The following is a 26866-nucleotide window of genomic DNA, read 5'->3' on the forward strand; positions in this document are numbered from 1 at the left end:
GCCGCAAGCCCCGGCGGGCGAGGGTGGCGCGAGCCCCCGGGTCGGCGGCGACTGGCCGCTCGAACCCGTACCCCCGCGTTCCGGCGTCCCGCGACCGCGGCACGTGGCTTGCGATCCGCCCCTCCCGGCGCCGCGCGCGCCGGAGGCTCCATGTCGCTGCGCCAAGAGATCCGCAAGGTCGGGCTGACGCCGGTGGCGGTGCTGGCGGCCGCGTTCCTGGTGGTCCTCGCCGTGGAGGCGTGGCGGGTCGGGTCGGAGGTGAACCGCACGGTGGGCGAGCTGGCCCGCGGCGGGCTGGAGCGGGCGGTCTCGGACTTCCGGCTCACCTGCGAGACGGCGCAGGCCGACCTCGACCGCCGGCTCGCCGCCAGCCTGGCGGTGGCCGAGGACGCGCTGGCGCGCGGGGGCGGGTTCGGCCTGGCCGACGTCCCGGTGAGCTGGCGCGCCGTGAACCAGGTCGACGGCGCGACGCGCGAGGTGACGCTCAAGCGCGCCCTGCTCGGCGCGGCGCCGCTCGAGCGGAACACCGACTTCGCCCGCCCGACCCCCCTCGTCGACGACGTGACCCGCCTCACCGGCGCCGCCGCCACCCTCTTCCAGCGCATGGACGAGGCGGGCGACATGCTCCGCATCGCGACCAGCGTGAAGACCAAGGCCGGCGCGCGCGCGGTGGGCACCTTCATCCCGGCGGCGGGCCCCGAGGGCCCGAGCCCGGTGGTGGCGGCGGTGCTCCGCGGCGAGCGCTACCAGGGCCGCGCCTACGTGGTCGACGCCTGGTACGTCACGGTCTACGCGCCGCTGCGCGGGCCGGACGGGCGCGTCGAGGGCATGCTCTTCGTCGGCGTGCGCCAGGACGCGCTCGAGGGCCTCCGCGCGGCCGCCGAGCGGCTGCGGGTGGGCGAGAGCGGCCGGCTGCTGGTGCTGGGCGCCAAGGGCAGCCAGCGCGGGCGGCTCCTCCTGGGCGGCGGCGGGCTCTGGCCGGAGGGCGAGGACCTCACCGCCCTCCAGGACGGCGCCGGACGGCGCTTCTTCGCCGAGGCGGTGGAGCGCGCGCCCGGGCTCCCGGCCGGCGCGGTCGCGCAGGACCGCTGGGTGCGGCCGGCGGCGCAGGGCCGCGCGGCCACCGCGCGGCTCGCCGCGTACACCTACTTCGCCCCCTGGGACTGGATCATCGCGGCCGGGCTGGACGACGACGAGGCCGACGCGGCCGCCCGCTCGGTGCGCGGCTCGCTCTGGCGCATGGCGGCGGCGCTGCTCCTGCTGTCCGCGGCGGCGCTGGCCGGGGCCGCCGTGTACGCCCGCCGCGCGGCGGCGCGCGTCGCGGCGCCGGTCGAGGCGATGGCGGCCTCGGCGGAGCGCCTGGCGCGCGGCGACCTCGAGCAGGCCGTGACGCACCAGGGCGACGACGAGGTGGGCCGGCTGGCCGAGGCGCTGCGGGAGACGGTGGCCTACCTGCGGGAGGTGGCGGGCGGCGCGCACGCGCTCGCCGGCGGCGATCTGGGCGTGACGCTGACGCCGCGGTCCGAGGCGGATCGGCTCACCCAGCGCTTCGTCGAGGCGCAGCGCGCGCTCACCGACCTGATCTCCGAGACCGAGCGCCTCACCCGGGCCGCCCTGGAGGGCCAGCTCGCCGTCCGCGCCGATCCGGGCAAGGTCCGCGGCGCCTACGCCGAGGTGCTGGCCGGGTTGAACCGCACCGTGGACGCGCTCTGCGCGCCGGTGGCGGACGCCACGGCGGTGCTGGCGCGGCTGGGCGCGCGCGACCTCACCGCGCGGGTGAAGGCCACCTACCCCGGGGACCACGCCCGCCTCAAGGAGGCCCTCGACGCGACCAGCGGGGCGCTCTCGGCCGCGCTGGCGCAGGCGTCGGCCGCCTCGCGCGAGGTGGCGTCCGCCTCCGAGCAGATCGCCACCTCGAGCCAGCAGGTGGCGAGCGGGGCGCAGAGCCAGGCGAGCGTCCTCCAGGAGACGAGCGCGGCGCTGGAGAGCGTCTCGGACCTCACCCGCCGCACCGCCGACAGCGCGCAGCAGGCGACCGCGCTGGCGGGCGAGGCCCGCCAGGCGGCCGAGCAGGGCCAGCGGGCGGTCGAGGCGATGGACGGGGCGGTGGCCGGCATCCGGGGCTCGGCCGAGAGCACCTCGCAGATCATCAAGGACGTGAGCGAGATCGCGCTGCAGACGAACCTGCTCGCGCTCAACGCGGCGGTCGAGGCGGCCCGCGCCGGCGAGGCCGGGCGCGGGTTCGCGGTGGTGGCGGACGAGGTGCGCTCGCTGGCGCTGCGCGCCCGCGAGGCGGCGGCCAAGACCGAGAAGCTCATCCAGCAGTCGGTGGCGCAGGCCGAGGCCGGCGAGGCGCAGGCGCGCCAGGTGGCGGGGCGGCTCTCCGAGATCGCCGGGGCGGTGGACAAGGTGTCGGCCATCGTGGCCGAGATCGCCGGCGCCGCGCGCGAGCAGTCGAGCGGCATCGAGGGCGTCCACCGCGCCATCGCCGGCGTGGGCGACATCACGCAGCAGAACGCGGCCGGGTCGGACGAGTCCTCCGCCGCCGCCCAGGCGCTCTCACAGCAGGCGGCCGAGCTGGCGGCGCTGATCGGGCAGTTCCGGCTGGAGGGCGAGGCGGCCGAGGAGGCGCCGGCCCCCCGGCCCATCCCGCTCACCCGAGCGCTGCCACCCGGGCCCACTCCCGCCGCGAGCGATCGACGCAGTCCTCGATGCTGAGCCCGGCGAACCAGTTGCCGGTGACGCAGAGCCGTCCGGCGCTGGTCAGGCGGTCGACCTCGGCCACCACCTGCTCGTGACCGAGCACCGGGGACGGCAGCACGCTGCGCTGCTCGGCCACGTCCTCGAGGTCCGCCGGGGCGACGCGCAGGAGGCGCGCGGCGCGGGCGAGCTTCGCGGCGCGGTCGAGCCCAGGCTTGAAGTGGAAGGCGAAGCCGCGCCAGGCGGCGTCCGGCACCGGGTCGCGCGACACCACCGAGTGGAAGACGTCGTCCTGCGGGACGAGGAAGGTCGAGACGGGCAGGTGCGCCACCTTCGCCGCCGCCACCGCGAACCCGAGGCTCTCCACCTGCGCCTCCTTGACCCGCGCCACCACCTGCGCCAGCTCCGGCGCGGCGGCCGCCAGGACGCGGGCGGCCGCGCCGGGCGTGACGGCCAGCGCCACCACCCGGGCCTCGTGGCGCGCGCCGTCGGCGGTGACGGCGGCGTACCCGCCGGCGGTCGCCTCGAGCGAGGTCGCCGGCTGGCCGAGCCGCACCTCCACCCGGGGCTGCCGCGCCAGCGCCTCGGCCGCGCTGGCGAGCCCGCCCTGCAGGGTGAAGCTGCGCGGGTACTCCTGCCGGCGCGTGCTGCGCGTCTTGAAGAGCATCGCCGCCGGGAAGGCGTCCGCCGGCTGCGAGGGCACCGCCGAGAGCATCGGCCCGAGCACCTTGCCGTAGTTCCGCCGGCCCACGATGCTCGCGTAGTACGAGTAGACGGTCTGGCCGTCCTTCTTGGCCGTGAACATGCGCGGCGCGTGGACGGCGAGCTCGGGCCAGGAGAACTGGCGCAGCAGCATGGCGAGGTTCGAGCCCGGCAGGACCCGGTCGCCCTCGACCATCCGCATGTGGGTCCTGGCGCGGGGGAGCACCGCCTTCGCCAGGCCGCAGGCGTCGAGCACCTCGGTCAGCCCGACGTAGGAGTTGTAGCAGGTGTGCGCCCCGAGCTCGTACCAGAAGCCGCTCGCGCCGCGGTGGGTGGCGAGGCAGCCGCCGACCCGCGGCGCCTGCTCGAGCACCAGCACCGAGCGGCCGGCGCGGGCCGCCTCGTGCGCGAAGGTGAGGCCGCTGATGCCGCCGCCGATGACGAGGACGTCGTGCGTTCCCATGCGGGCGGGGAGCCTCGCACGACGCGCCGCGGCGCGCCAGGGGCGCCGCGGTCGCAGCGCTGGGGCGACTGCGCGCTACGCCGCGAGCGCCTCCGCCACCACCCGTGACAGGTCGTCGAGGTGGAACGGCTTCTTCACGTAGCCGACCGGCCGCCCCGCCCCCTCGACCAGGCGCGCCTTCACCTCTTCGGGGGGGCTGGCCGAGACGAACAGCACCTTGGGGCAGCGCTCTCCGAGCGACCGCACCAGCTCGCCGAGGAGCGTCACGCCGTCCATGCCCGGCATCCGGTAGTCCACCAGCGCCAGGTCGGGGGGACGCACCCGGGCCAGCTCGAGCGCGCAGAGGGCGTCCGAGGTGCTCTCCGCCTCGTGTCCCATCTTGCGGACGGCGAGCTCGAGCGCCTTTCTCACGATGTCGGTGTCATCCACGATGAGGACGCGCGCCATGGGTGCGGCTGCCTTTCGTCTCGAGCCCCGGCGGCGTCGAATGCGTCCGGCGTGCCGCAGCCAGCCCGCGCAACCTCGCGATTTCGCGCCCGGCCGTTCCTGCCGAGCCGAGGGTGTGGGACACCCCGGGGTGCGGAGGATCTCCCACCCCGCCCCGATCAGCGGTAGCGGGCGAGCGAGCGCCTGACCGTCTCCGCGAAGTGCCTGCGGGCGGCCGGGGGCGCGATCACCTCGGCGTCGCCTCCGAAGGAGAGCGCGAAGCGGGTGGCCCAGTCCTCGTTGGCGCCCGGCACCTCCACCACCGCGCCGCCGTCCTCGTCGCGCGCGACGAGCACCACGCCGGGCCTCGACACCGCCCAGGCGGCGGCGCGCGGCGCCAGCCGGACGCGGACCGCCTCGCCCTGCGCCTCGGAGAAGAGCCGCGCCTTCGACAGCTGCGCCGCGCCGGGGGCCTCGAAGCGCGCGTCCGTGAGCGCGCACTCGCGGATCCGGTCGAGCCGGAACGGCAGCGGCCGGTCACGCGAGAGGTCGAAGCCGTACAGGTACCAGTGCCCGAAGCGCTGGGCGAGCGTCCAGGGGCGGACGGTGCGCTCGCTCTCCGCCTCGCGCGTGGCGGTGTAGTAGCGCAGCCGCACCTCGCGCCGCTCGCCGATGGCGCGCTGCAGCCGGCCCAGCACCGAGCCCGGCGCGGGCGGCGAGCCGGCGTAGAGCCGCCCCATGAGCTCGTCGAAGCTCTTGCGCCGGTCGCGCGGCACCGACTGCCGCAGCGCCGCCAGCGCGCGGTCCTTGCCCTCGCCGCCCAGCGCCTGGGCCGCGGCCCCGAGCGCCGCCGCCTCGCTCTCGGTGAAGCGCGGCGGGCGCGAGAAGCTCTGGTGCAGCGCCACGTACACGCGGTCGCCCTCGACGTACAGGTCGAGGAAGTCGTCGGGCGCGAAGGGTGGGCAGCCGACGCCGAGCAGGAAGTCGAGGTCCTCGAGCAGCTCCTTCTCGGTGATGCCGCACTTGGCCGCCAGCTCCTTCACCGGGATGCCGCGGTGCTGAACGGCGTAGGGGACGAGGAAGAGCACGCGGCGCAGCCGCTCGCGCGGGTCGGCCTTGGCGGCGGGCGCCTCGCGCTTCGCCGCCGCCTTGCGGGGGGCGCTCACGCGAGCCGCTCCGCGAGGCGGTCGAGCACGGCCCTCGCCTGCTGCCGGAGCCGGGCCGGCGCCACCACCTGCGCGCGCTCCAGCGCCAGCACGTGCCGCAGGAGCGCCTCGGCGTTGGTGGCCACGAGCTCGACCACCACCGCCCCGTCCTCCTCCCGGAGCTGCGCCCGGGGGCCGAACGAGGCGCGCGCCTCCGGCGAGACCGGCCCCTCCAGCCGCACCGTGCACCGCTCCGGCGCGTGGATGGCGTACTCCCAGGTCTCGCGGGTGGCGAGCGCGTGCAGGTCGAACCCGGCCGGCACCGCGAAGTCGGGGGTGCGCGGCGCGGCCGCGTTCACCGACAGCTCCAGGATGCGCGCCAGGTGGAAGGTGCGGACGTCGCGGCGCAGGTGGCACCAGCCGACCAGGAACCAGGCGGAGCCCGACTGGTAGAGGCCGTACGGGTCCACGTCGCGCTCGGTGCGCGCCCGCCGCTCGGCGCCCTGGTAGGCGAGGTGCACCCGCTTCTTCGCCATCACCGCCGCCGACAGCTCCTCGAGCTGCTGCGCCAGCGGGCCGCCGCCGCCGGGCCGCGCCGGGGCGGCGTCGTCGCTGGAGAGGTGGCGGGCCGCCAGCGCCGCCGTCTCGGAGGCGCCCGGCGCACGGGCGGCGAAGGAGAGCTTGTTGAGCGCGTGGGCCAGGTCCTTCGCGTACGGGAACGCACCCTGCGCCAGCGCCGCCGAGCCCGCCAGGTAGAGCAGGACCAGGTCCTCCGGCGGGAGCTCCAGGTTGGGGAGGTAGAACTCGTCGCGGTCGATGAGGTAGCCGGCCGGCCGGTCCTCGTCCTGCGCGTCCCACCGGACCGGGATGCCGAGCTCGAGCAGCTCGGCCTTGTCGCGCTCGAACTTGCGGATGGCGGCCTCCTCCGAGCCGCCGTAATCGCCCGGGAACTGCTCCTGGATCTCGCGCCAGGAGACCGGTTCCGCCGCGCGCAAGAGGAACGCGGCCAGATCGAGGAGACGCTCCGCCTTCTGCATGGGGGGTGGCACCTTAACAGCAGCCGGCGGCTCCGGAGAAGCCGGACGTGGTAAGATGCCTGCTTTCGCGCGGCCTGGGGGTGCCCATGGCGGGGCTCGGGATCGGGCCAGAGGAGTTCGCGCTCTTCCGCATCGCGGACCCGGACCAGCGCGCCCGGGCGCTGGAGGACACCCTCGTCCCCGCGCTGGCGCGCCTCGGCGCCGAGCTGGCCGCCGGCCTCTCGCGGGTGGTCGGCACGCCGCTCGCGCCGGAGCCGGGGCGCCTGGCGCGGCGGCGCGACGAGCCGCCCGAGGAGGTGCTCGTCGCCTTCTGCGCCGGCGATCGCGGCTACCGCGCGGCGCCGCACCTGGCGCTCGCCGTGAGCCGCGCCCACCTCCACGCCCGGGTGGCGGCGCGCGCCGCCGCCGACCGCGGCGGCGGCATGCGCCGCGCCCTCCTGCGCGAGGCGCAGAGCCTCGCCCGCAAGGGCAAGCCCTTCCGCAAGCTCCGCAGCTACGCGGGCTGGGAGCACGAGGAGCTGCCGGAGCTCGCGCCCGCGCACTCGGCCGCCTTCTGGTGCGAGCTCGCCGACGCGCTGGCGTCCGCGGCGAGCGCCGGCGTGGACGTCGGCGTGGCGTGGCCGGCCGAGGAGGCGCGCAGCCTCGCGGTGGGCGACGTGCTGGGCGTCTTCCGGGACCTGGCGCCGCTCTACAAGCTGCTCGCCGCCGGGGCGGCGGTGCCGGCCCCCGACCTGACCCGGTGAGCGGCCCGGGCCGCTAGGCGCTCTTCGCGCCGGGCTCCGCCGGGGCGGCGGCCGCGGGCGCCGCCTCGGCCAGGCGCCGCTCCTCGCGGGCGGCCTGGCGCACGGCGTCGAGCAGCTCCTCGTGGTCCTTGCGGAGCGCGTCGTGGCGGCGCCGCAGCTCGGCGTGCCGGTCGTTCGCGAGCTCGAGCTCGCTCTTCTGGACCATGTAGACGCGCTTCTCGGTCTCGAGCCGGCCGCGGATGGCCTTCACGTCCTTCTCCAGCTCGGCGACCCGCTTGCGCGCCTCCTGCAGCTTCGCCTCGGCCTTGTCGGCCCGCTCCGCCTCGGCGGCGAGCTTGGCAGGGTCGGCGCCGGCCGGGGCCGGGGCGGCGGCCACCGGCGCGGCGGCGGCCGGCGCGGGCGGCGGCGCGGCCGGCTCGGCGGCGCGGCGCTGCACCTCGGCGCGCACGCGCTCCAGCTCCTGCCGCTGCTTCTCGGCGGCGGCCTCGGCGGCGCGGACGCGCTCGCCCTGGTGCGCCGCCTCCTCGCGCGCCTCCGCCAGGCGGGTGGTGAGCTTGTCGATCTCGGTCCGGAGCAGCGCCGCCCCGCCGGCCTTCTTGGCGGCCTCGGCCTGCTCGAACGCCCTCTTCTTGGTGGAGGCGAGGTCGGCGCGGAGCCCGGTCGCCTCCTCGCGCCGCTCCTTCGCCTCGGCGCGCAGCGCGCCGACCTCCTTCTGCACCTTCTCGAGGTCGCGCCGCAGCTGCTCCGCCTCGGTCGCGCGGGCGGCGGCGACCTGCCGGACGGAGCGGTTCTGCAGGAAGAAGGCGACGGCGGCGAGCGCTGCGACGAGCGCGGCGAGGAGGGCGAGGCCGATCATGGCGGACTCCGGCACGGGAGAGGTGGGAACCCGTGAAGTTACCACCGCTTTGGCCCGGGGCGTCAACGGGGAAACCCGAGGGCTGCCCCGGCCGCCGTGCCCCCCTGCGGCGGGGGACGAGCCCCCGCCCTACGAGCGCGGGGCCGGCGGGCGCCCGACCGCTCGGTTCGGCGAAAACCCGAGTGAGCGAGGGGGCATGGGCTCCCTTCGCCCATCCGAGGCGCGCGCCACCCGCTCCGGGCCGGGATCGGATGCGGCGCGCCGCCGGTTCCGTACTACGATCCGCCTCTCCCTCGCGCCGCGCGGCGCGAGCTTTCCCGCCCATGCGCAGCCTCGCCGCCAGGATGTTCCTCGCCTTCGCCGTCGCGCTCGCCGCGTTCGGCCTGGCGGCGCTCTTCGCCGTCGGCCGCATGCACGCGCTCGGGACGGACCTGCGCCTCCTCAGCGAGGGGTACCTGCCCCTCACCCGCATCGCGGCGCAGATCGACGTGAAGGACTGGGTGACCGCCCGCGCGCTCGAGGTGAAGGCGATGGACCCGGCCGCGCGGCGGGTGTTCCTGCCGGTGGCGCGGGCGCACTTCCCGGCGGTGGTGAAGGAGAAGCTCTCCGAGGCGCGCGCCGTGCTCGCCCGCGCCCGCGGCTTCGCCTCCGGCGCCGACGCCCGCTTCTTCGCCGAGGTGTCCGCCCGCGTCGACGCGCTCGACGCGCGCTGGACCGCCTACGACCAGGCGGCGGGGGCGCTCTTCGCGGCGCTGGAGCGCGGCGATGCCGGGGCCGACGACCCCGCCCTGGCCGAGCGGGTGGAGGCGGTCCGGCGGCTCGAGAAGGGGCTCTCCCTGGACGTGAAGCTCCTGCAGGCGGCGCTCGACGGCCAGGTGGCCGACCGGGTCCACGCCGCGGAGCGGGCCGACCGGCGGAGCGTGCTGCTGGTGGTGCTCTACTCGGTGCTGGCGGCCGCGGTGGGCCTCGGCGCCATGCTCATCGGGCAGCGCCTGCTCGCGCCCATCCGCGTCCTCACCGACGGCGTGAAGGCGGTCGCGCGGGGCGACCTCTCCCGCAAGGTGGAGGTGCGCAGCAAGGACGAGCTGGGGCTCCTCGCGCGCGAGTTCAACGCCATGGCGGCCTCGCTGGAGCGGCAGCGGGCGGAGCTGCTCCGCGCCGAGCGGCTGGCGGCGGTCGGCCGCATCTCCGCGCAGATCACGCACGAGATCCGCAACCCGCTCAACGCCATCGGGCTGAACGCGGAGCTGCTGGCGGAGGAGCTCTCCGGCGCGGCCGGCTCGCCCGAGGCGCTGGCGCTCGTCCAGGCCATCGGGCGCGAGGTGGACCGCCTCGGCGGCGTCACCGAGGAGTACCTGCGCTTCGCCCGGCTCCCCCGGCCCGCCTACGCGCCGGAGGACCTGAACGAGGTGCTGGCGGCGCTGTGCGAGTTCGTGCGCCCCGAGCTGGCGGCGGCGCGGGTGGCGCTCCGGCTCGCGCTCGCCGAGGACCTGCCGCCGGTGCGCGCCGACGAGGGGCAGCTCCGGGCGGCCTTCCTGAACCTGCTCCGCAACAGCCGCGAGGCGATGCCGGGCGGCGGGGAGGTGACGGTCGCGACGCGGCGCGCGGCGGACGGGGGGGCCGAGGCCGAGGTGCGCGACACCGGCCCGGGCATCCCGGCCGAGGCGCTGCCCCGCATCTTCGACCCGTTCTACTCGACGAAGGAGAAGGGCACCGGGCTCGGGCTCGCGTTCGCGCAGCAGGTGGTGCAGGAGCACGGCGGCACGATCCGGTGCGACAGCGCGCCGGGGGCGGGCACGACGTTCACGGTGAGGCTGCCCCGGGGAGAGGATCGTTCCGGCGCGGCGGCGGGGATGGAGGCACTCGAGGCATGAGGCGGTCGAGGACGACGGTGGGCGCGAGGGTGGGACCGCTGACGCGGACGGCCGGGCGTGGCCGGGCGGCGGCGCGGGTCGACCCGCGCTTCTGCGAGGTGCGGAGGCGGGTGCTGCCGAACGGGCTGCGCGTCCTGACGGTGCCCGCGCCGGGGCTGCACTCGGCGATGATCGCCCTCTACGTCCGCGCCGGCTCCCGGCACGAGCGGCCGGAGACGAACGGCGTCTCGCACTTCCTCGAGCACCTCTTCTTCCGCGGCTCGCGGCGCTTCCCGGACACGGTCGCCATGAACGCGGCGGTCGAGAGCGCCGGCGGCAACCTGAACGGCATCACCGCCCGCGACCACGGCTGCTACTACACGCCCATCCACGCGGGCGAGCTCGAGACCGGGCTCGCCATCCTGGGCGACATGATCCGCCGGCCGCTGCTGCGCGAGATGGACGTCGAGCGCGAGATCATCCTGGAGGAGATCCTGGACGAGGTGGACGGCGACGGCCGCGACATCGACGCCGACAACCTCTCGAAGCGGCTCGCCTTCGGCGCCCACCCGCTCGGCTTCAAGATCGCCGGCACGCCGGACATCATCCGCGCGCTGGGCGAGGCCGAGGTGCGGGCCCACCACGCCCGCTTCTACTGCGCGACGAACCTGGTGCTGTGCGTGGCCGGCCCGGTGCGGGAGGGCCAGGTGGTGGAGCTGGCCGAGGAGCACCTCGGCGCGCTCCCCCGCGGCAAGGTCTCGCGCGACGCGCCGCCGCCGCCCTGGCCGGACGGGCCGCGGCTCGAGCACGTCGAGCACGACGACGCGCAGTCCGAGCTGTGCCTCAACTTCCCCTGCCCGCCCGAGCACCACCCCGACTACCCGGTCCACCTCGTCATCCGGCGGATCCTCGACGACGGCCTCTCGTCGCGGCTGCCGTTCGAGGTGGTGGAGCGGCGCGGGCTCGCCTACTCGCTGCACGCGGGCATCGACGCCTTCGCCGACTGCGGCATGTTCGTGGTGGACGGCGCCTGCGCGCCGAAGAAGCTGCCGCGGGTGGTGTCCGAGATCCTGCGCGTCCTCGCCGACCTGGCGGTGCGGCCGGTGGGCGAGGAGGAGCTCTCGCGCGTCCAGCGCCGCCACCGGATGACGCTCGCCTTCTCGCTCGACAGCGCCGCGGAGCTGGCCGGCTGGTACGGCTCGGGCGAGGTGCTGCACGCGCCGGAGGGCTTCGAGGAGCGCTGCCGGCGGGTGGAGCGCGTCACCCCCGAGGACGTGCTGCGGGTGGCGCGCGAGACGTTCACCCGCGACAAGCTGCTCGGCGTGTTCGTCGGGCCCACCAGCGGCCGCGCCCGCCGCGAGCTGGAGAGGGCGGTCCGGGCGGCCTTCTGAGGCGCCCGCCCGGTCGGGCCGCTTTTCACGCCCCCCCGGGCGGGCCCGCCGGTAGGATGCCCTCATGGCCGTCTCGTGGGACCCGACCCTGTCGACGGGAGTGCCGGCGATCGACGGCCAGCACGAGCAGCTCTTCCTGCACGTGGACGCCCTGCTGCAGGCCATCCGCAGCGGCCGCTCGCGCGAAGAGGTCGGCCGCACGCTCGCCTTCCTCGCCGACTACGTGCAGACGCACTTCACAGCCGAGGAGGCGCTCATGCGGGCCAGCGCCTATCCGGGGTACGCGGAGCACCACGCGGAGCACGAGGGGTTCTCGCGCGACCTGGCGACGCTCGAGGAGGACCACCGGCGCAACGGGCCGAGCGCCGGCCTCATCCTGCGCGTCAACGCGCGCGTGACGAGCTGGCTGCGCGAGCACATCCACCGGGTGGACCGCCCGCTGGCCGAGCACCTGCGCGCCGCGCGTCCTTGACCTCGCGCGCCGCGCCCGGGGGCGGGGCCGTGGCGGCGGCGCGCCGGGCGATGCTAGGCTCCTGCCGTGGAGGACTTCGTCGAGCGCGTGGTGCGGCGGCTGCGGGAGGAGCCCGGCTTCAGCCGGAACCGCCACTTCCTCGCCTTCTCCTCGCCGGAGGGGCAGCGCGCGCTGCGCATCCACCGCCACCTGCGGTCGATCGAGCGGGACCTGGCGCGCGGCTCGAGCGCCACCGTCGAGCGCCAGGAGGCGCGCGTGCGCCTGACCCTCCGCTCGCCGCGGGGCCTCAGGACCGCCTGGCTGTCCGAGGCGGAGTTCCGGATCCTCTGCGCGAGCCCGCTCGTCCGGGCGGCCCTCGCCGCCTGACGCGTCGCCTAGAGCGTCGTCTCGCCCTGGAAGACCCGCTCGGCCGGGCCGCGCATGAGCACGCCCACGCGGTCCGGCGCGACGGTGACGCGGAGCGCGCCGCCGGGCAGGCGCACCTCCAGCGGCTCGCCGGCCGGCAGGAGCCCCGCCGTCACCGCCGCCACCGCGGCGGCGCAGGCGCCCGTGCCGCACGCGTCGGTGAGGCCCGCCCCGCGCTCCCAGACCACGAGGTCGAGGCCGCCCGGGCGCGGCGAGGCGAAGCCGGCGTTCACGCCGCCGGGCACCGCCTGCTCGACGAACGGACCGAGCCGCGCCGCGCGCTCGAGCGACGAGGGGCCGATGAACACCGCGTGGGGGTTGCCCATCGAGATGCGCTGGCCGACGAGCCGCTCCTCGCCCACCTCGAAGGTCTGCTCGCCCTCGTGCCGCGCCGGCCCCATCTCCACCGAGACCGCCTCGACCGCGCCCCCCGGGCCGAGGTGGAGCAGGCAGCGCCGCGGGCCCGCGTCGGTGTCGATGACGAGCTCGCCCGACAGCCCGCGCCGCTCCGCCAGGTGGCGCGCCACGCAGCGGATGCCGTTCCCGCACATGGCGGCCTCGGAGCCGTCCGAGTTGTAGAGGTGCATGTACGCGGCGGCGCCGGGGGTCCGGGGCGGCAGGATCGACAGGACGCCGTCGGCGCCCACCCCGCGGCGCCGGTCGCACAGGCGCACGGCGCGGGGGGCGCTCATCAGCGCGTCCGCCTCGACCACCACGAAGTCGTTCCCGAGCCCCTCGTACTTCCAGAAGGTGAGCGCCATGCCGGGGAGGATACCGCGGCCCGGGGTCAGGCGCAGAACCGCCCGATGGCGCGGGTCAGGATCTCGGTGCACCGCTCGAGCTCGGCCACCGGCACGTGCTCGCCGGTGCGGTGCGCCACGCGGATGTCGCCCGGCCCGAAGACGCACCCCTCGGCCCCGAGCGCGATGAGCTCCGGCAGCTCGGTGCCGAAGGGGATGCTGCGGGCGGCCGCTCCGCTCTCCGCCTCGAGGAAGCGCACCAGCTCGGCGCCGGCGGGCGTCACCGCGGCGTCGTCGAGCCTGAGCGGCGTCCGGCGGACCGCGACGCGACCGCCCCCCTCGGCCGCGACCCGCGCGCCGGCGGCGTCGAAGAGCCGGAGCGCGCGCTCCGGGTCCTGGCCGGGGACCGGGCGCCACTCGAGCGAGAAGGTGCACTCGCCGGCGAGGATGTTGCGCGCCTTGCCGCCGTGGATGACCCCGACGTTGAGGGTGGTGAAGGGCGGGGCGAAGAGCGGATCCGGGTCGTCCTTCAGCTCCTCCTGGATGCGCGCCACCTCCGCCAGGAGCCGGCCCGCGGCGTGGATGGCCGAGGCGCCCAGGTCCGGGAAGGCGCTGTGCCCCTCGACGCCGGTGACGGTCACATCCACCGCGCAGTAGCCCTTGTGCGCGCGGACGGGGACGAGCGAGGTGGGTTCCCCCACGATGGCCTGCCGCGGGCGCACCCGCCCCTCGGCGAGCAGCATCTTCGCGCCGGTGCAGCCCACCTCCTCGTCGCTGGTGAAGAGCAGGTGGAGCGGCGCGCGGTGGGACGGCGCGCGCGCGGCGGCCGCGAGGGCGCAGGCGACGAAGCCCTTGGTGTCGGCGGCGCCCCGCCCGTACACCCGGCCGTCGCGGAGCGTGCCCGCGAGCGCCTCGTCCCAGGCCGGGTCGAACGGGACGCAGTCGGTGTGGCCGACCAGGGCGAGGCCGCCCGGCGCGTCCGGCCCCCGGCGCGCCACCAGGTTCGTCTTCGCGACGCCGGCCGGGTCGCGCCAGTCGAGGCGGCGCGTCTCGAAGCCGAGCGGCCGGACCAGCTCCTCGAGCAGGTCGACCACCGGCACGTTCGAGCGGCTGGAGGTGGAGTCGAGGGCGACGAGCCGCTGCAGCAAGGGGACGAGGTCCATGGGGCTCCCGGCGTCAGGCGGGGACGACCAGCGCGGCGGCGTCGAGCTCGAGGCGGGTCCGGCCGAGCGCGGCCTCGGTGACGGCGCGGTGCCGGCGGAGCGCGCGCAGGGCCGCCTCCACCGCCTCGCGCTCGGCGCCGCCCTCGAAGGCGGCGGTGACGAGGCGCTCCTCCTCGGCCTCGGCGTGCGCCGCCAGCGCGGCCAGCGCCTCCTCGCGCCGGCGCGCCAGCTCGCCCTGCGCCGCGCGCTCGGCGGCGAGCCGCGCTGCCTCGAGCAGCGGCGGCGGGACCGCCCCCACCCGCGCCTCCTCCGCCCCCTCCTCGCCCTCCAGCTCCTCGCTCAGCCCTGGGACGAGGCGGTTCCCCTCCGCGAGGTCCACCGCCAGCGCGATGGGCGCCGCCTCGAGGTAGCGCGAGGCCTGCCGCGACGGCACGCGCGCGCCGGGCTCGACGTCGGCCGGCGCCGGCCAGACCACCTGCCAGCGGGTGTAGAGCGCGCCGCGCCGGGGCGCCGCCGCCGAGCGGAAGGCGGCGGTGCGGCCCACCTCGCCGTCGCGGACGAGCCCGAGCAGCGCCTCCACCAGCCGGTGCCCGGTGGCGAACCACTCCAGCTCGTCGCGCGCCACCGCGGTCTCGCGCCAGAAGCTGCCGAGGTGCGTGACCGGGTCGTCCGGGATCTCCATCCCGGGCAGGGCCTCGATGCGCAGGTGGGCGCCGAGGGTGAAGGCGACCTCGAACGGGTGGACGTTCTGGTCGGTGTCGACGTCCACCCCGACCCGCCGCGCCACGTCGGCGCAGGCGTCCTCGAGCTGCTCCTCCAGCGAGCGCGAGAGCGCGAGCAGCGCCTCCTGCGCGGCGTCGGCGCCGGCGGCCGGATCGGCGGGGGCCGCCTCGCCGAGGCGCCGGTAGGCGTTGCCCACCAGGCGCGACAGCTCCGGCAGCGAGGCGGAGCGGAGGTCGAGGATGGGGTCGTAGCCCTCGTGCTGCGCGCGCCGGCCCTCCGCCACCCGCTCGGCCAGCGCGCGGCGGAACTTCTCGCGCGCCTTGGCCGGCTTCTCGCGCAGCGCGGCCAGCTCCGCCGGCAGCGAGGCGAGCACGGCGTCGAGGCCGCCCACCGGCTCCGCGAAGATGCCGATCTCCTGCTCGTAGAGGCCGGCCAGGAAGGCGTCGTCGCCGGGCTCGCAGGGGACGTGGATCTCGACCGGCCGGTGCTGCCCCAGGCGGTCGAGCCGGCCGATGCGCTGCTCGAGCGTGAGCGGCGAGTCGGGCAGGTCCAGGCAGACGAGGTGGCTCGCGAACTGGAAGTTGCGCCCCTCGCCCCCGGACTCGCCGCAGAGCAGGATCATCGGTCCGTCCGGGTCGCGGAAGCGCGCCACCAGCCGGTCGCGCGCCTCGATGGTGCCGGCCTCGTCGTAGAGGAGCGCCTCCTTGCCGAGCCGCGCCACCGCCGCCTGCGCCGCGGCGAGCAGCGCCGGGTCGCCGGCGAAGACGAGCACCTTCTCGCCCTGCCCGGCGAGCTCGACGCAGAGCCGGGCGGTCGCCTCGAGCTTCTCGCCCGCGGCGACGTCGAGGCGCCGGAGCACCCGCTCGGTGAAGGCGCCCACCTTGGCGCGGCGGTTGCGGATGAGCCGGGAGGAGAGGCTGTAGCGGTCGGCCAGGTGGGCGAGGAGCGCCCCACGGTCGGCCGGGCCGTCCGCCTCGAAGGCCGGGTCGTCCGGCTCGAGCTCGGCGAGCCGCGCCCGCGCCGCGGCCGGGTCGCCGCCGGCGAGGAGCGCGCGCGCCACCTCGGCGTGCCGCTCGTGGCGGGCGAGCCGCGCCAGGAACGCGTCGAGCGAGGCGGTGGGGACCGGCTCCACCAGCGCGAGCAGGCGAAAGTACTCGCGCGGATCGAGCCGCACCGGGGTGGCGGTGAGGAGCAGGCAGCCGAAGGCGGCCTTGGCGATGGGCTCCACCGCGTCGTGGAGCGCGTCGTCGGCGAGGTGGTGCGCCTCGTCCACCACCACGAGATCGAGCGGCAGCTCGCAGGCGGCGTCGACGAGCGCGTCGTCGGCGCGCAGCCGCTCCTGCGAGACGATGGCGAGCGGGCTCCGCGCCAGCGCCGCCTCGGGCCCGCCCAGCTCCTCGATGCGCTCGGCGGTGAGGAGCGTGAAGAGCGCGTTGAACTTGTGGAAGAGCTCGGCCAGCCACTGGAAGGCGAGGTGCTCGGGGACGATGACGAGCACCCGCTCGGCGAGGCCCAGCTGGCGCAGGCCGGCGAAGACGAGGCCCGCCTCGACCGTCTTGCCGAGGCCCACCTCGTCGGCGAGGACGAAGCGCGGCGCGCGGTCGGCGAGGATGCGGCCAGCGGCGCCCACCTGGTAGGGGAGCACGTGGACGCGCGAGGAGAGGAGCGCGCCCAGGCTGTCCGCCCGGCGCAGCGCCTCGAGCCGCGCCACCATGGCGCGCAGCCGGAAGGACGAGGCACCCCCCGCCTGCCCGGCCGCGAGCGCGTCCATGGGCCCGGCCGCCCCCACCTCCTCGATGGGCGTGTCGAGCGGGACGGCGGTGAGCGCCGGGTCGCGGCCGGAGACCACGGTGACGCCGTCGCGCCCGGCGAAGCGGACCGCCAGGCGCCGGCCGTCGTCTCCCACCTGGATCACGACGCCCACGCCCCAGCCGCGCTGGGCGCGGTGCACCACCTTCATCCCCGGTTCCCAGCGCATGGGCGGCCTGTAACACCCCGATCGCGGGGTGGTCCAGGAACTTGGGGCCTCTCCCCGGCCGCCGGAAGTTCGGCAGGCGGGCGTTGACAGCCCCCAGCCGCCAAGCTAGAAACCCCGCCTGCTCACGCCCGTGAGGGCGGATAGCTCAGCGGTAGAGCGTCGCCCTTACAAGGCGAGGGTCGCAGGTTCGAAACCTGCTCCGCCCAAGTCCTTCCGAACTTGGGGTGTTAGTTAAGTCGGTTATAACGCCGGCCTGTCACGCCGGAGGCCACGGGTTCGAGTCCCGTACACCCCGCCAGTCTACGAGGCTCCAAGGTTCCGACCTTGGAGCCTCTCTTTTTTTGACCGCACGCTCACCCCACCAGCTCGCGGGGCGCCACCTCGGGCTGCGCCCGCCGGACGTCGGCCTGGGTGACGGAGGCGGCCGGGAGGATCACGCGGAAGCGCGACCCCTGGCCGACCTCGCTCTCGACCTCGATCGCACCGCGGAGCGCGGACACGATCTCGTGGCAGATGCTGAGCCCGAGTCCGGTGCCGACCCCGGCCGGCTTGGTCGTGAAGAACGGGTCGAAGATGCGGTGACGGTGCTCCGGCGCGATGCCGCAGCCGGTGTCGCGGATCTCCACCATGACCTTCCCGCCGGCCATTTCACGCATCGTGACGCGGATCTCGTGACGATCCGGGTGCCCCTCGGGGATCGCCTGGGCCGCGTTGACGAGCAGGTTGAGGAAGACCTGGGACAGCCGAGACTCGGACGCCAGGACCGGCGGGACCGGCTGAAAGTCCAGCACGACCCGGGCCCGGCGGCGCAGCTCGAGGTCCGCGAGCGAGAGCGCAGCCCGCAGCGACGCCTGCGCCTGCACGGGCTCCCGGACGTCGTCCTCCACGCGCGAGAAGGCCTTGAGGTCGCGGACGATGTCCCGCATCCGCGCGGCGCCGGCGTGCGCGTCGCGCAAGGCGCCGACGCACTCGCGCGCGACGTCGGTGGTCGGCGCGGCGCCGTCCCCCGCAGCCGTGAGCGGCTCCAGGCGTTCCAGGCAGCAGTCGACGTTCGCGAGCACGTACGCGAGCGGGGTGTTGATCTCGTGCGCCACCCCGGCCGCGAGGGTCCCGAGGGACGCCATGCGGTCCGCGATCTGGAGCTTGATCGCCATCCGCTTCTTCTCGGTGATGTCGGTGCAGGTGCCCACGAGCCGGGTCGCCTTGCCCGCCGCGTCGCGGGACGCCGCCCGGGCGCGCCCCAGCATCCACCTCCACTCGCCGGTGCCGGCCAGGACCCGGTGCTCGATCTCGAACACGTCCTGCGAGCCCTCCACCACCTTGACGACCTCCGCGTGGAACGCCGGCATGTCCTCGGGGTGGATGAACGGGACGAGCTCCCGTCCGGTGCGGGGGGTCCGCTCGAGGCGATACCCGTAGGTCCTCGCCCACGACGGGTGGTAGAGCGTGTCGCGCGCGAGGTCCCAGTCCCAGACGATCTCGCTCGTCGCCTCGAGCGCCCAGCGGAGCCGATCCTCCGAAGCCTCGAGCGCTGCCCGCGTGACCGTGCATCGCCCGCGGAGCCGCCACTGCAGCGCGGCGGCCAGCGCGGCGCCGATCGAGCCGCCGAGGGCGAGGAGCGAGAGCGCCTTCACCAGGTCCGCGTCGCCACCGAGGAGGCCAGGCATCGAGCTCGACTCCCTTCGAGGATGGACGCGCCCGCCGTCATCTCTAGCACGCCCGCCTCGTGGCCCGTCGCCCTCCGGCGCGGCGCGCCGGCCCGGCTCCGATGTGAGCGGCGCACGCATCCGCGCCCACCCGGCCGCGGGCGGCGCCCCGGCCCCGCTTACCGCCTGACCGGCTGGAAGGCGCGCGCGAAGTCGGCGAGCGGCGCGTACCCCTTCGCGAGCACGCCCGAGTGCGCGGGCGCGATGAACCGCACCTCGGCCGCCGCCGGGGCGAGCCGCGCGGCGAGCTTCGAGAGCGAGTCGCGGTTCCGCGCCGGGTCGGCGCTCGTGAGGCGCTTCGCCGGCGCGAGGGTGGCCTTGCTCGTCACCTCGGCGCTGTCGCCCATGAAGAGCACGCCGCGCGCGAGGAAGACGACGCTGCCCTTCGTGTGCCCGGGGACGGCGTAGGCACGGAAGGTGACGCCCGAGAGCTCGACGGCCTCGCCGTCGGCGAGCGCGCGGGTGACGCGCACGCCGGTGTCCTTCGGGGAGAGCAGCCAGGTCAGCATCCGGATCTCGCGCCCCTCCGCCAGCGCGACGTCCGGCTCCAGCGCCAGGACCTGCGCCCCGGGGAAGGCGCGCGCGCCGCGGATGTGGTCGGCGTCGCCGTGGGTGAGGAAGACGGCCTTCACCGCGCCGGCGCCGAGCCCGCGCCTCGCGAGCGCCGCGCGGATCGCCCGGGCCGAAGCGTCGTTGCAGGCGTCGACGAGCGCGACCTCGCCCGGGCCGAGGTCCACCAGGTAGCAGGCGACGATGCCGTCCCTCACCACCTCCACGCCCTCGAGCTTGCGCCCGTCCTCGATGCCCGACAGGCCGCGGAAGGAGGCGAAGACGATGGCGGCGAGGCAGAGCACGACGAGGAGCGCCGCGAGACCGACCCACCTCAGGAGACGCTTCATGCCGCTGACCCTACCTCCACTGGCCCGGGGGCGCGGAGACGATTCTCCCCGCCGGTGACCTGCCGCCAGGGCCGAACGGCCGATCCGGCCGGGTCGGCGGCGCCTCGGGGTCGCCTCGCGCTCCTCGCTTCCACCGCGGATCCGAGGGCTTGGGCCTTCGCACCGCGGCACGGAACTGGCTGCTTCGCGCGAGCTCGGGGCGACGCTCGCCGTCGACGGCGGCCTCCGTCTCGAACCGAGGAGAACCCCATGGCCCACGACGACGCGGGGAAGGCCAGGCTGCTCCTGTCCGGCGACGACGCGCGCCTGGTCCGCGGCCCCGAGGCGTCGCGGCTGGTCCGCGGCGTGACGCGGCGCGAGTTCGTGGCGTTCTCGTTCGGTGCGGCCGCCGCCCTCGCCTCGCTGGGCGGGCCGGGCGCCGGGTGCGGCAGCTCCAGGAGCCGGCGGCCCGCCGGCTACCCCATCGACGCGACGGTCGCCCGGACCACCGAGCGCGTGCTGTCGTTCCCCATGCCCGCCAAGGTGGCGACGCCGGGCTCCGGCTCCGGGCTCGCTCCGGTCGAGCTCCCGCTCGTGTCGCGGTACGCGGCCTACGGCTACGGGGATCACGCCTTCGGGGGCGGGCTCGCCGTGGAGCAGCGCCTCGACCTCATGCCGGCCGGGTACGCGATCCCGTCGGGACCCCGCCTCGCGCGCCTGGCGACCTTCTTCGCCATGAGCGACGTGCACATCACCGACAAGGAGGCGCCGAACCAGCTCATCTACCTGCAGCAGGCGGACGCCACCTTCGGCGGCCCGATGACGTCCCTCTACTCGCCGGTGATGCGCTACAGCACCCAGGTCCTCGACGCCGCCGTGCAGACGGTGAACGCGCTCCACCGCGAGACGCCGTTCGACTTCGGCATCTGCCTGGGCGACGTCTGCAACAGCAGCCAGTACAACGAGCTCCGCTGGTACCTCGACGTCCTCGACGGGAAGGTGATCGCGCCCAGCTCCGGCGCGCACCTCGGCGCGGACGCGGTGGACTACCAGCGGCCGTTCCAGGCGGCGGGGCTCGACCGGTCGATCCCCTGGTACCAGGTGCTCGGCAACCACGACCACTTCTTCCTCGGCACCTTCCCGGTGGACGCCGTGCCCTCCCTCGGGATCCGGGAGGCCTACACCGCCGGCGAGGTCTGGGCGGCGGGGGACATCCTCGTCCCGCGCGGCCTGGCGCACTTCCCGTGCCTGTTCGACATCCCGGCCGGCCTCGCGCCCCGCACCTACTACCCCGGCGTCCTCGACGGCTCGACCGCCGGCGGGGACGTCCGGGGCGCGGGCGCCGTGGCGTCCGTCGGCGCCCCGCCGCCGGTCACGGCCGACCCCGACCGGCGCCCGCTCCTCCGCTCCGATTGGATCCAGGAGTTCTTCGACACCGCCACCGGTCCGGCCGGCCACGGCTTCGGCCTCGTCGATCCGTCGATGGGCAGCGGCTTCGCCTGCTACAGCTTCTTCCCCAGGCCGGGCATCCCGCTCAAGGTCATCGTGCTCGACGACACGCAGGCCGAGGGCGACGGCTCCCACGACATCCACGGCCACGGCTTCCTGGACGCCACCCGCTGGGCGTGGCTCCAGGCCGAGCTGGCCGCGGGCCAGGCCAGCGATCAGCTCATGATCGTCGCCGCGCACATCCCCATCGCGGTGTCGGGCATCGGCACGGAGACCGAGTGGTGGGAGTCCGCGAAGGATCCGGACGCGACGGTCCAGAACGCGGTCACGCTGGCCGGGCTGGTGGCGACGCTGCAGGCCACGCCCAACCTGCTCATGTGGATCGCCGGGCACCGCCACCTCAACACCGTCAAGGCGTTCACGCCGCTGGCGGGCGGACCCCCGGAGAGCGGGTTCTGGCAGGTCGAGACCGCCTCGCTCCGGGACTTCCCGCAGCAGTTCCGGACGTTCGAGATCCACCTCAACGGTGACTACTCCGTCTCCATCGTGACGACCAACGTGGACCCGGCGGTCGCCGAGGGGACCCCGGCCGCCGAGTCGCGCGCCTCCGGCATCGCCGCCATGCAGATCGTCCAGCCCGACGGGCATTACAACGCCCGGAACGTCCCGGCGGTGCTCGGCATCCCGGTCGAGAGCATGGACCCGACGCGGCCGCAGGACGGCTCCTCCGATCCGTCGATCCGCTACGGCCAGGTGGCCGGCGTGCCGTACTGCGCGTCGTACAACGCGGAGCTGCTCAAGCCACTCGGCCCGGCGATGGTCGCCGCGCTCCGGGCGGCCTTCCCCGGCGCGGCCGGCTGAAGGCGCGGCGCCCCGGGGCCGGCCGCCGTCAGAAGCGGGGGGCGGTCGACGGCAGCGCGGCGGAGTCGATCCCCTCGCACTGGCTGAAGTCGAGCGTGAGGTCGCCGGAGGCGTCGAGCGTGACGATCCAGAGCGAGTCGTAGTCGGTGGGCGGCCAGGCCGGCACCTGGGGCGCCCCGCCCCCCGGGAAGTAGCTCGCGACCAGGGCGGCGATCATCTGCGGGACCTGCGTGAAGGTCCACCCCAGGAGCAGGTCGTGGCCGGAGAAGCGGCCGCCGGTGAAGAAGAAGTCGCTCGACGCCCGGGGCAGGTCCGGCGAGGTGAGGTCCAGGCTCGACGCCAGGTGGAGCGCCAGGCCGTTCGCGATCGCGTACGGCGCCACGGTGAGCGCGGGCGCGACCGACGACCAGTACTGCTCGCCCACGCCGCTCACGGTGCCCCGGCTGAAGGTGGCGGGGTCCTGGGACCAGACCTGGTCCGGCGTCACCTTGCCGCGGAGCGCGTCCGGCAGGTCCAGCGCCCGCCACTGGCCCGCGCCGACGTAGTTGTTGTCGGACCAGTAGCCCTGGGGGTGCGCCTCGGCGTGCCGGACGATGTAGACGGTCTCGCCGCGGTTGGCGGCCGCCGGGACCACGGCGCCGCCCACGCCGGCTCGCACGGTGAGGGTGGACGGCGTCGGGGGCGTGCAGGTGCCTCGCGCGACCGGAGCCGGCAGCACCGGATAAGTAGCGGCGGGGGACAGGTGGGCGTCGTACGTCGCGAGGGCGACGGCGCCCGACGGCGAGCGCGAGAGCGCGTACACCCGGTCCGGCCCGGCGTAGGCCGCCGGCACCGGCAGCGCTCGGCCACCCGCGCCGGCGACGCTCGCGAGGAGCGCGCGGACGGTCTCCCAGGGGGCGGAGAGCACGTAGGTGCCGGGCGCGCCCGCCGCCAGGATCTCCGCGACCAGGGCCTCGTTGACGCCTCCCTGGTCGGCGAAGTCGAGCCCGGCGCAGGTGGGGCAGTACTGCGCGGGGACGGCCACCCCGGGGGGCACGGAGCCCTGCGCGTAGGACGCGCGGATGGGGCTGTTCTGGCCGGTGAACGGGCTCCCCCCCGCGAGGTCGCTGGAGAGCGTGGTGTGGTTCAGGACCGCGAACGGCTCGATGGTCTCGAGCGGCACCAGGTCCGGGAGCTGCTGCGCGGTCTGCAGGTGGGTGGTCGGGGCGACCGCGTAGATGCGGTTCACGTCGTTCCCGCCGAGCACCTGGTCCCGCAGGAACGTCCCGAGGAGGAGCGACCGCTGCAGGCCCTGAGGGCTGAGGTTCGCCGTGCCGGGGTCGACGTCTCCGGGGGCCTGGAACGCCAGGTCCTGGCTGACCACGAAGACGAGGTTCACGTCCCCCGAGCTCAGCGGCGCGGGGTTCCGGCCCGCGCCGCCGCCGCAGCCTGCGGACAAGGCCAGCGCGGCGAGGCCGGGGAGCCAGGGGATCGGCGCGGTCGTCATGGGCCCCTCGATCAGGCACGGGGCGCGCCAGGCGTCCCCTGCGCCTTCGGCCTGGGGCCGAGGCCGAAGCTGCGCGCTGCGCGCAGCCGCGGGCGACCCCGGGGGTCGCGAGGACCCGCCGCGAGCGCTTCCCCGCTCCCCCGGGAACAACCGCCCCGGGGCCGACGTTTCCCGACCCGAGCCCTGGCCGCCGGCTCTTCGGGGTCAGCATCCGTTCCCGGAGTCAAAGTTCGACGCGTCGCGTGACCTCGATCAACGAAACCAACCACGCGAATCGCCTAGCTTCCGGCGGCAACCGGTCGCACCCGCGCAGAAGAGAGGCAGCCGAGCTTCGACGGCGCTTCATCGGACCTGCGCCTCGGGCGCTCAGGACGTGAGCAGGACCCCAGGACCCCCAGGCGTGAAGGCCACGCATTCCAAGGAAGAGGACATGCCGACGAAGACCACGATCATCTGGACCGAAATCGACGAAGCCCCCGCGCTCGCGACGTACTCGCTGCTCCCCATCGTCCAGGCCTTCACGAAGGACACGGGCGTGGCGGTGGAGACGCGCGACATCTCGCTCGCCGGCCGGATCATCGCGAACTTCGCGGACCGCCTCCCCGAGAGCCAGCGCATCCCGGACTACCTGGCGCAGCTCGGCGAGCTCGCCCGGACGCCCGAGGCCAACATCATCAAGCTGCCGAACGTCAGCGCCTCCATCCCGCAGCTCAAGGACGCGATCAAGGAGCTGCAGGGGAAGGGCTACAAGCTCCCCGACTACCCGGAGAGCCCGAAGACCGACGAGGAGAAGGCGGTGCAGGCCCGGTACGCGAAGTGCCTCGGCAGCGCCGTGAACCCCGTGCTGCGCGAGGGCAACTCCGACCGCCGCTCGCCGCTCTCGGTCAAGGCGTTCTCGAAGAAGCACCCGCACAAGCTCGGCGCCTTCACGCCCGACTCGAAGGCCCACGTCGCCCACATGACCAGCGGCGACTTCTACGGCAGCGAGACCTCGCTCACCGTCCCGAAGGCCACCGACTACCGGATCGAGTTCGTCGCGCCGGCCGGCGCGGTCACCGTCCTCAAGAAGCGGGCGCCGCTCAAGGAGGGCGAGATCATCGACAGCGCCGTCATGAACGTGCGCGCGCTGCGCAAGTTCTTCGAGGAGCAGATCGACGACGCCAAGCAGACCGGCGTGCTCCTGTCGCTGCACCTCAAGGCCACCATGATGAAGGTCTCCGACCCCGTCATGTTCGGCCACGCGGTGACGGTCTTCTTCAAGGACGTCTTCGCCAAGCACGCGGACGCCCTCAAGCAGGCGGGCGTCAACCCGAACCTCGGCCTCGGCGACCTCTACAAGAAGATCCAGGCGCTGCCGGCGGACAAGAAGGCCGAGATCGAGGCCGACCTCCAGGCCACCTACGAGCGGCGGCCCGCCCTCGCCATGGTCGACTCGGACAAGGGCATCACCAACCTGCACGCGCCGAACGACATCATCGTCGACGCGTCGATGCCGGTCGTGGTCCGCGACTCCGGCAAGATGTGGGGCCGGGACGGCAAGCTGCACGACACCAAGGCGATGATCCCCGACCGCTGCTACGCGACGATGTACCGGGAGATCCTCGAGGACTGCAAGCGCCACGGGGCGTTCGACCCGGCGACCATGGGCAGCGTGCCGAACGTCGGCCTCATGGCCCAGCAGGCCGAGGAGTACGGGTCGCACGACAAGACCTTCCTCGCGCCCGGCGAGGGCACCGTCCGCGTGGTCGAGGACGACACCGGCAAGGTCCTGCTCCAGCAGAAGGTCGAGGCCGGCGACATCTTCCGCATGTGCCAGGCGAAGGACGTCGCGATCCGCGACTGGGTGAAGCTCGCCGTCACCCGCGCCCGCGCCACCGGCGCGCCGGCCGTGTTCTGGCTGGACGACCAGCGCGCCCACGACGTGCAGGTCATCGCGAAGGTCCAGAAGTACCTCAAGGACCACGACACGGTCGGGCTCGAGATCCGCATCCTGCCGCCGGTCGAGGCGATGCGCTTCTCCGTGAAGCGGATCCGCCAGGGCCTGGACACGATCTCGGTCACCGGCAACGCGCTCCGCGACTACCTCACCGACCTCTTCCCGATCCTCGAGATCGGCACCAGCGCGAAGATGCTGTCCGTGGTCCCGCTGCTCGCCGGCGGCGGGCTGTTCGAGACCGGGGCCGGCGGCTCGGCCCCGAAGCACGTGCAGCAGTTCGTGAAGGAGGGCTACCTGCGCTGGGACTCGCTCGGCGAGTTCTCCGCGCTCGGGGCCTCCTTCGAGCACATCGCCGCGACCTCGAAGAACGCCAAGGCGGCCGTGCTGGCCGAGACGCTCGACCAGGCGATCGCGAAGTTCCTCGACAACAACAAGTCGCCGGCGCGTAAGGTCGGGCAGATCGACAACCGCGGCAGCCACTTCTACCTGGCGCTCTACTGGGCCGAGGCGCTCGCAGCGCAGGCGAAGGACAAGGAGCTGCAGGCGCGGTTCGCCAAGGTGGCGAAGCAGCTGGCGGAGAACGAGGCGAAGATCGCGGGGGAGCTGATCGCGGCGCAGGGGAAGCCGGTCGACATGGGCGGCTACTACCGGCCCGATCCGAAGAAGACCGCGGCGGCGATGCGCCCCAGCGCGACGCTGAACGCGATCATCGAGGCGATGGCGTAGTCCGTGGCACCGAACGCAGGTCCAAGGAGATCACGATGGCTAGGCGCAAGATCGCATTGATTGGCGGCGGGCAGATCGGTGGCGTCCTGGCTCAGCTCTGCGCGCTGCGCGAGCTGGGCGACGTGGTGCTGTTCGACATCGTCGAGGGGCTGCCGCAGGGCAAGACCCTCGACATCGCCGAGGCCGCGCCGGTCGACGGGTTCGACGTCCAGGTCAAGGGCACGAACAGCTACGCGGACATCGCGGGCGCTGACGTCGTCATCGTCACCGCCGGCCTGCCCCGCAAGCCGGGCATGAGCCGCGACGACCTCATCTCCGTCAACTCGAAGATCATGACCTCGGTGGCGGAGGGCATCAAGCAGCACGCCCCCAACGCCTTCGTCATCGTCATCTCGAACCCGCTCGACGCGATGGTGACGCTCTGCCAGCGCATCACCGGGTTCCCGCACAACCGCGTCGTCGGCCAGGCCGGCGTGCTCGACTCGGCCCGCTTCGCGGCGTTCATCGCCTGGGAGCTGGGTGTCTCCGTCAAGGACGTCAGCGCGGTCACCCTGGGCGGCCACGGCGACGACATGGTGCCGCTCGTCCGGTACACCAGCGTCTGCGGCATCCCGGTGATGGAGCTGCTCGAGCAGAAGTACGGCGCCGCCAAGGCCGCCGAGGTGATGGCGGCGATGGTCAAGCGGACCCGCGGCGCGGGCGGTGAGGTCGTCGCGCTGCTCAAGACCGGCAGCGCCTTCTACTCGCCGGCCTCCAGCGCCATCGCCATGGCCGAGTCCTTCCTGAAGGACTCGAAGCGCGTCCTCCCGACCTGCGCCTTCCTGAAGGGCGAGTTCGGCGTGGACGGCCTCTACGTCGGCGTGCCGGTCGTCATCGGCGCCGGCGGCGCCGAGCGCGTCCTCCAGCTGAAGCTCAACGCCGAGGAGCAGGCGATGATGGACAAGTCGGTCAAGGCGGTGAAGGACCTGGTCGCCACGCTGAAGTAGCCCCCGCGCCCGCGGAGGCTGCCCACGGCCGAGGAAGCTCG

20 protein-coding genes and 2 tRNA genes are annotated in these 26866 nt (G+C 75.1%); 11 read left to right on the forward strand and 11 right to left on the reverse strand.

Annotated elements, in window-relative coordinates; genetic code table 11:
• The first annotated feature begins 150 nt into the window (after positions 1–150).
• The gene (locus tag HWY08_RS02210) at positions 151–2718 is read left to right on the forward strand and encodes a methyl-accepting chemotaxis protein (protein ID WP_176062479.1); all 2568 of its coding nucleotides are present in this window, start codon (positions 151–153) and stop codon (positions 2716–2718) included.
• On the opposite strand, the gene HWY08_RS02215 is transcribed toward HWY08_RS02210, so the two are convergent.
• The 4 genes from HWY08_RS02215 to HWY08_RS02230 form a co-directional block, all read right to left on the reverse strand.
• Positions 2654–3865 carry a protoporphyrinogen/coproporphyrinogen oxidase gene (locus tag HWY08_RS02215; protein WP_176062480.1) on the reverse strand — a complete coding sequence of 404 codons (1212 nt, stop codon included), beginning with the start codon at positions 3863–3865 and terminating at the stop codon, positions 2654–2656. The two genes, HWY08_RS02210 and HWY08_RS02215, sit on opposite strands and share 65 nt — an antisense overlap.
• Before the next feature lie 75 nt (positions 3866–3940).
• A complete protein-coding gene (locus HWY08_RS02220) occupies positions 3941–4312 on the reverse strand; it encodes a response regulator (RefSeq protein WP_176062481.1) in 372 nt (123 codons plus the stop codon).
• 158 nt (positions 4313–4470) lie between these two features.
• Positions 4471–5457, reverse strand: coding sequence for a helix-turn-helix transcriptional regulator (locus tag HWY08_RS02225; RefSeq protein WP_176062482.1), 987 nt, complete (start codon positions 5455–5457; stop codon positions 4471–4473).
• Complete coding sequence (locus HWY08_RS02230; RefSeq protein WP_176062483.1) at positions 5454–6473, reverse strand: helix-turn-helix transcriptional regulator; 1020 nt, start codon at positions 6471–6473, stop codon at positions 5454–5456. The genes HWY08_RS02225 and HWY08_RS02230 overlap by 4 nt, the downstream gene beginning before the upstream one ends.
• Before the next feature lie 47 nt (positions 6474–6520).
• Between HWY08_RS02230 and HWY08_RS02235 the strand changes: the two genes are divergently transcribed.
• Positions 6521–7216: a DUF1054 family protein gene (locus HWY08_RS02235; RefSeq protein ID WP_235969408.1), complete on the forward strand. Its 696-nt coding sequence runs from the start codon at positions 6521–6523 to the stop codon at positions 7214–7216.
• A gap of 13 nt (positions 7217–7229) precedes the next feature.
• On the opposite strand, the gene HWY08_RS02240 is transcribed toward HWY08_RS02235, so the two are convergent.
• Entirely contained in the window at positions 7230–8072 is an 843-nt protein-coding gene (locus HWY08_RS02240) for a coiled-coil domain-containing protein (protein ID WP_176062484.1), read from the reverse strand.
• A gap of 323 nt (positions 8073–8395) precedes the next feature.
• On the opposite strand from HWY08_RS02240, the gene HWY08_RS02245 reads away from it, so the two are divergent.
• The 4 genes from HWY08_RS02245 to HWY08_RS02260 all read left to right on the forward strand — a co-directional run bounded on the left by HWY08_RS02245 (position 8396) and on the right by HWY08_RS02260 (position 12154).
• Positions 8396–9946, forward strand: a complete 1551-nt coding sequence (locus HWY08_RS02245; RefSeq protein ID WP_176062485.1) for a sensor histidine kinase — start codon at positions 8396–8398, stop codon at positions 9944–9946.
• Positions 9943–11316 carry a M16 family metallopeptidase gene (locus HWY08_RS02250; protein WP_176062486.1) on the forward strand — a complete coding sequence of 458 codons (1374 nt, stop codon included), beginning with the start codon at positions 9943–9945 and terminating at the stop codon, positions 11314–11316. Before HWY08_RS02245 ends, HWY08_RS02250 begins: the two co-directional genes overlap by 4 nt.
• 64 nt (positions 11317–11380) lie before the next feature.
• On the forward strand, positions 11381–11788 hold the full coding sequence (locus HWY08_RS02255; protein WP_176062487.1) for a bacteriohemerythrin: 408 nt from the start codon (positions 11381–11383) through the stop codon (positions 11786–11788).
• Between the two features lie 66 nt (positions 11789–11854).
• Positions 11855–12154: a hypothetical protein gene (locus HWY08_RS02260; protein ID WP_176062488.1), complete on the forward strand. Its 300-nt coding sequence runs from the start codon at positions 11855–11857 to the stop codon at positions 12152–12154.
• 8 nt (positions 12155–12162) lie between these two features.
• Here the strand turns inward: HWY08_RS02260 and dapF are convergent, their stop codons facing one another.
• Genes dapF through HWY08_RS02275 form a run of 3 tightly spaced genes read right to left on the reverse strand, consistent with a single transcriptional unit; the run spans position 12163 to position 16797 of the window.
• The gene (gene dapF, locus HWY08_RS02265; protein ID WP_235969409.1) at positions 12163–12954 is read right to left on the reverse strand and encodes a diaminopimelate epimerase; all 792 of its coding nucleotides are present in this window, start codon (positions 12952–12954) and stop codon (positions 12163–12165) included.
• 26 nt (positions 12955–12980) lie between these two features.
• Entirely contained in the window at positions 12981–14096 is a 1116-nt protein-coding gene (argE, locus tag HWY08_RS02270; RefSeq protein ID WP_176062489.1) for an acetylornithine deacetylase, read from the reverse strand.
• Positions 14097–14109: 13 nt separating this feature from the next.
• Positions 14110–16797: an SNF2-related protein gene (locus tag HWY08_RS02275; protein ID WP_176062490.1), complete on the reverse strand. Its 2688-nt coding sequence runs from the start codon at positions 16795–16797 to the stop codon at positions 14110–14112.
• 134 nt (positions 16798–16931) lie between these two features.
• Here HWY08_RS02275 and HWY08_RS02280 point away from each other — a divergent pair.
• Both HWY08_RS02280 and HWY08_RS02285 read left to right on the forward strand, forming a co-directional pair.
• Positions 16932–17003 (forward strand) — tRNA-Val (locus tag HWY08_RS02280).
• A gap of 15 nt (positions 17004–17018) precedes the next feature.
• A tRNA-Asp gene (locus HWY08_RS02285) sits at positions 17019–17095 on the forward strand.
• 55 nt (positions 17096–17150) lie between these two features.
• Here HWY08_RS02285 and HWY08_RS02290 read toward each other — a convergent pair.
• A complete protein-coding gene (locus HWY08_RS02290; protein WP_176062491.1) occupies positions 17151–18464 on the reverse strand; it encodes a sensor histidine kinase in 1314 nt (437 codons plus the stop codon).
• A 158-nt stretch (positions 18465–18622) separates the two neighbouring features.
• Entirely contained in the window at positions 18623–19402 is a 780-nt protein-coding gene (locus HWY08_RS02295; protein ID WP_176062492.1) for an MBL fold metallo-hydrolase, read from the reverse strand.
• A 249-nt stretch (positions 19403–19651) separates the two neighbouring features.
• Here HWY08_RS02295 and HWY08_RS02300 point away from each other — a divergent pair, with 249 nt between their 5' ends.
• Positions 19652–21691, forward strand: a complete 2040-nt coding sequence (locus HWY08_RS02300; RefSeq protein ID WP_176062493.1) for a TIGR03768 family metallophosphoesterase — start codon at positions 19652–19654, stop codon at positions 21689–21691.
• Positions 21692–21719: 28 nt separating this feature from the next.
• On the opposite strand, the gene HWY08_RS02305 is transcribed toward HWY08_RS02300, so the two are convergent.
• A complete protein-coding gene (locus HWY08_RS02305; protein ID WP_176062494.1) occupies positions 21720–23177 on the reverse strand; it encodes a hypothetical protein in 1458 nt (485 codons plus the stop codon).
• Positions 23178–23607: 430 nt separating this feature from the next.
• Between HWY08_RS02305 and HWY08_RS02310 the strand changes: the two genes are divergently transcribed.
• Positions 23608–25839, forward strand: coding sequence for an NADP-dependent isocitrate dehydrogenase (locus tag HWY08_RS02310; protein ID WP_176062495.1), 2232 nt, complete (start codon positions 23608–23610; stop codon positions 25837–25839).
• Positions 25840–25874: 35 nt separating this feature from the next.
• Positions 25875–26825: a malate dehydrogenase gene (gene mdh, locus HWY08_RS02315; protein ID WP_176062496.1), complete on the forward strand. Its 951-nt coding sequence runs from the start codon at positions 25875–25877 to the stop codon at positions 26823–26825.
• Positions 26826–26866: the final 41 nt, after the last annotated feature.

Origin of the sequence: Anaeromyxobacter diazotrophicus, from assembly GCF_013340205.1 — a bacterium.
Classification (GTDB): domain Bacteria; phylum Myxococcota; class Myxococcia; order Myxococcales; family Anaeromyxobacteraceae; genus Anaeromyxobacter_A; species Anaeromyxobacter_A diazotrophicus.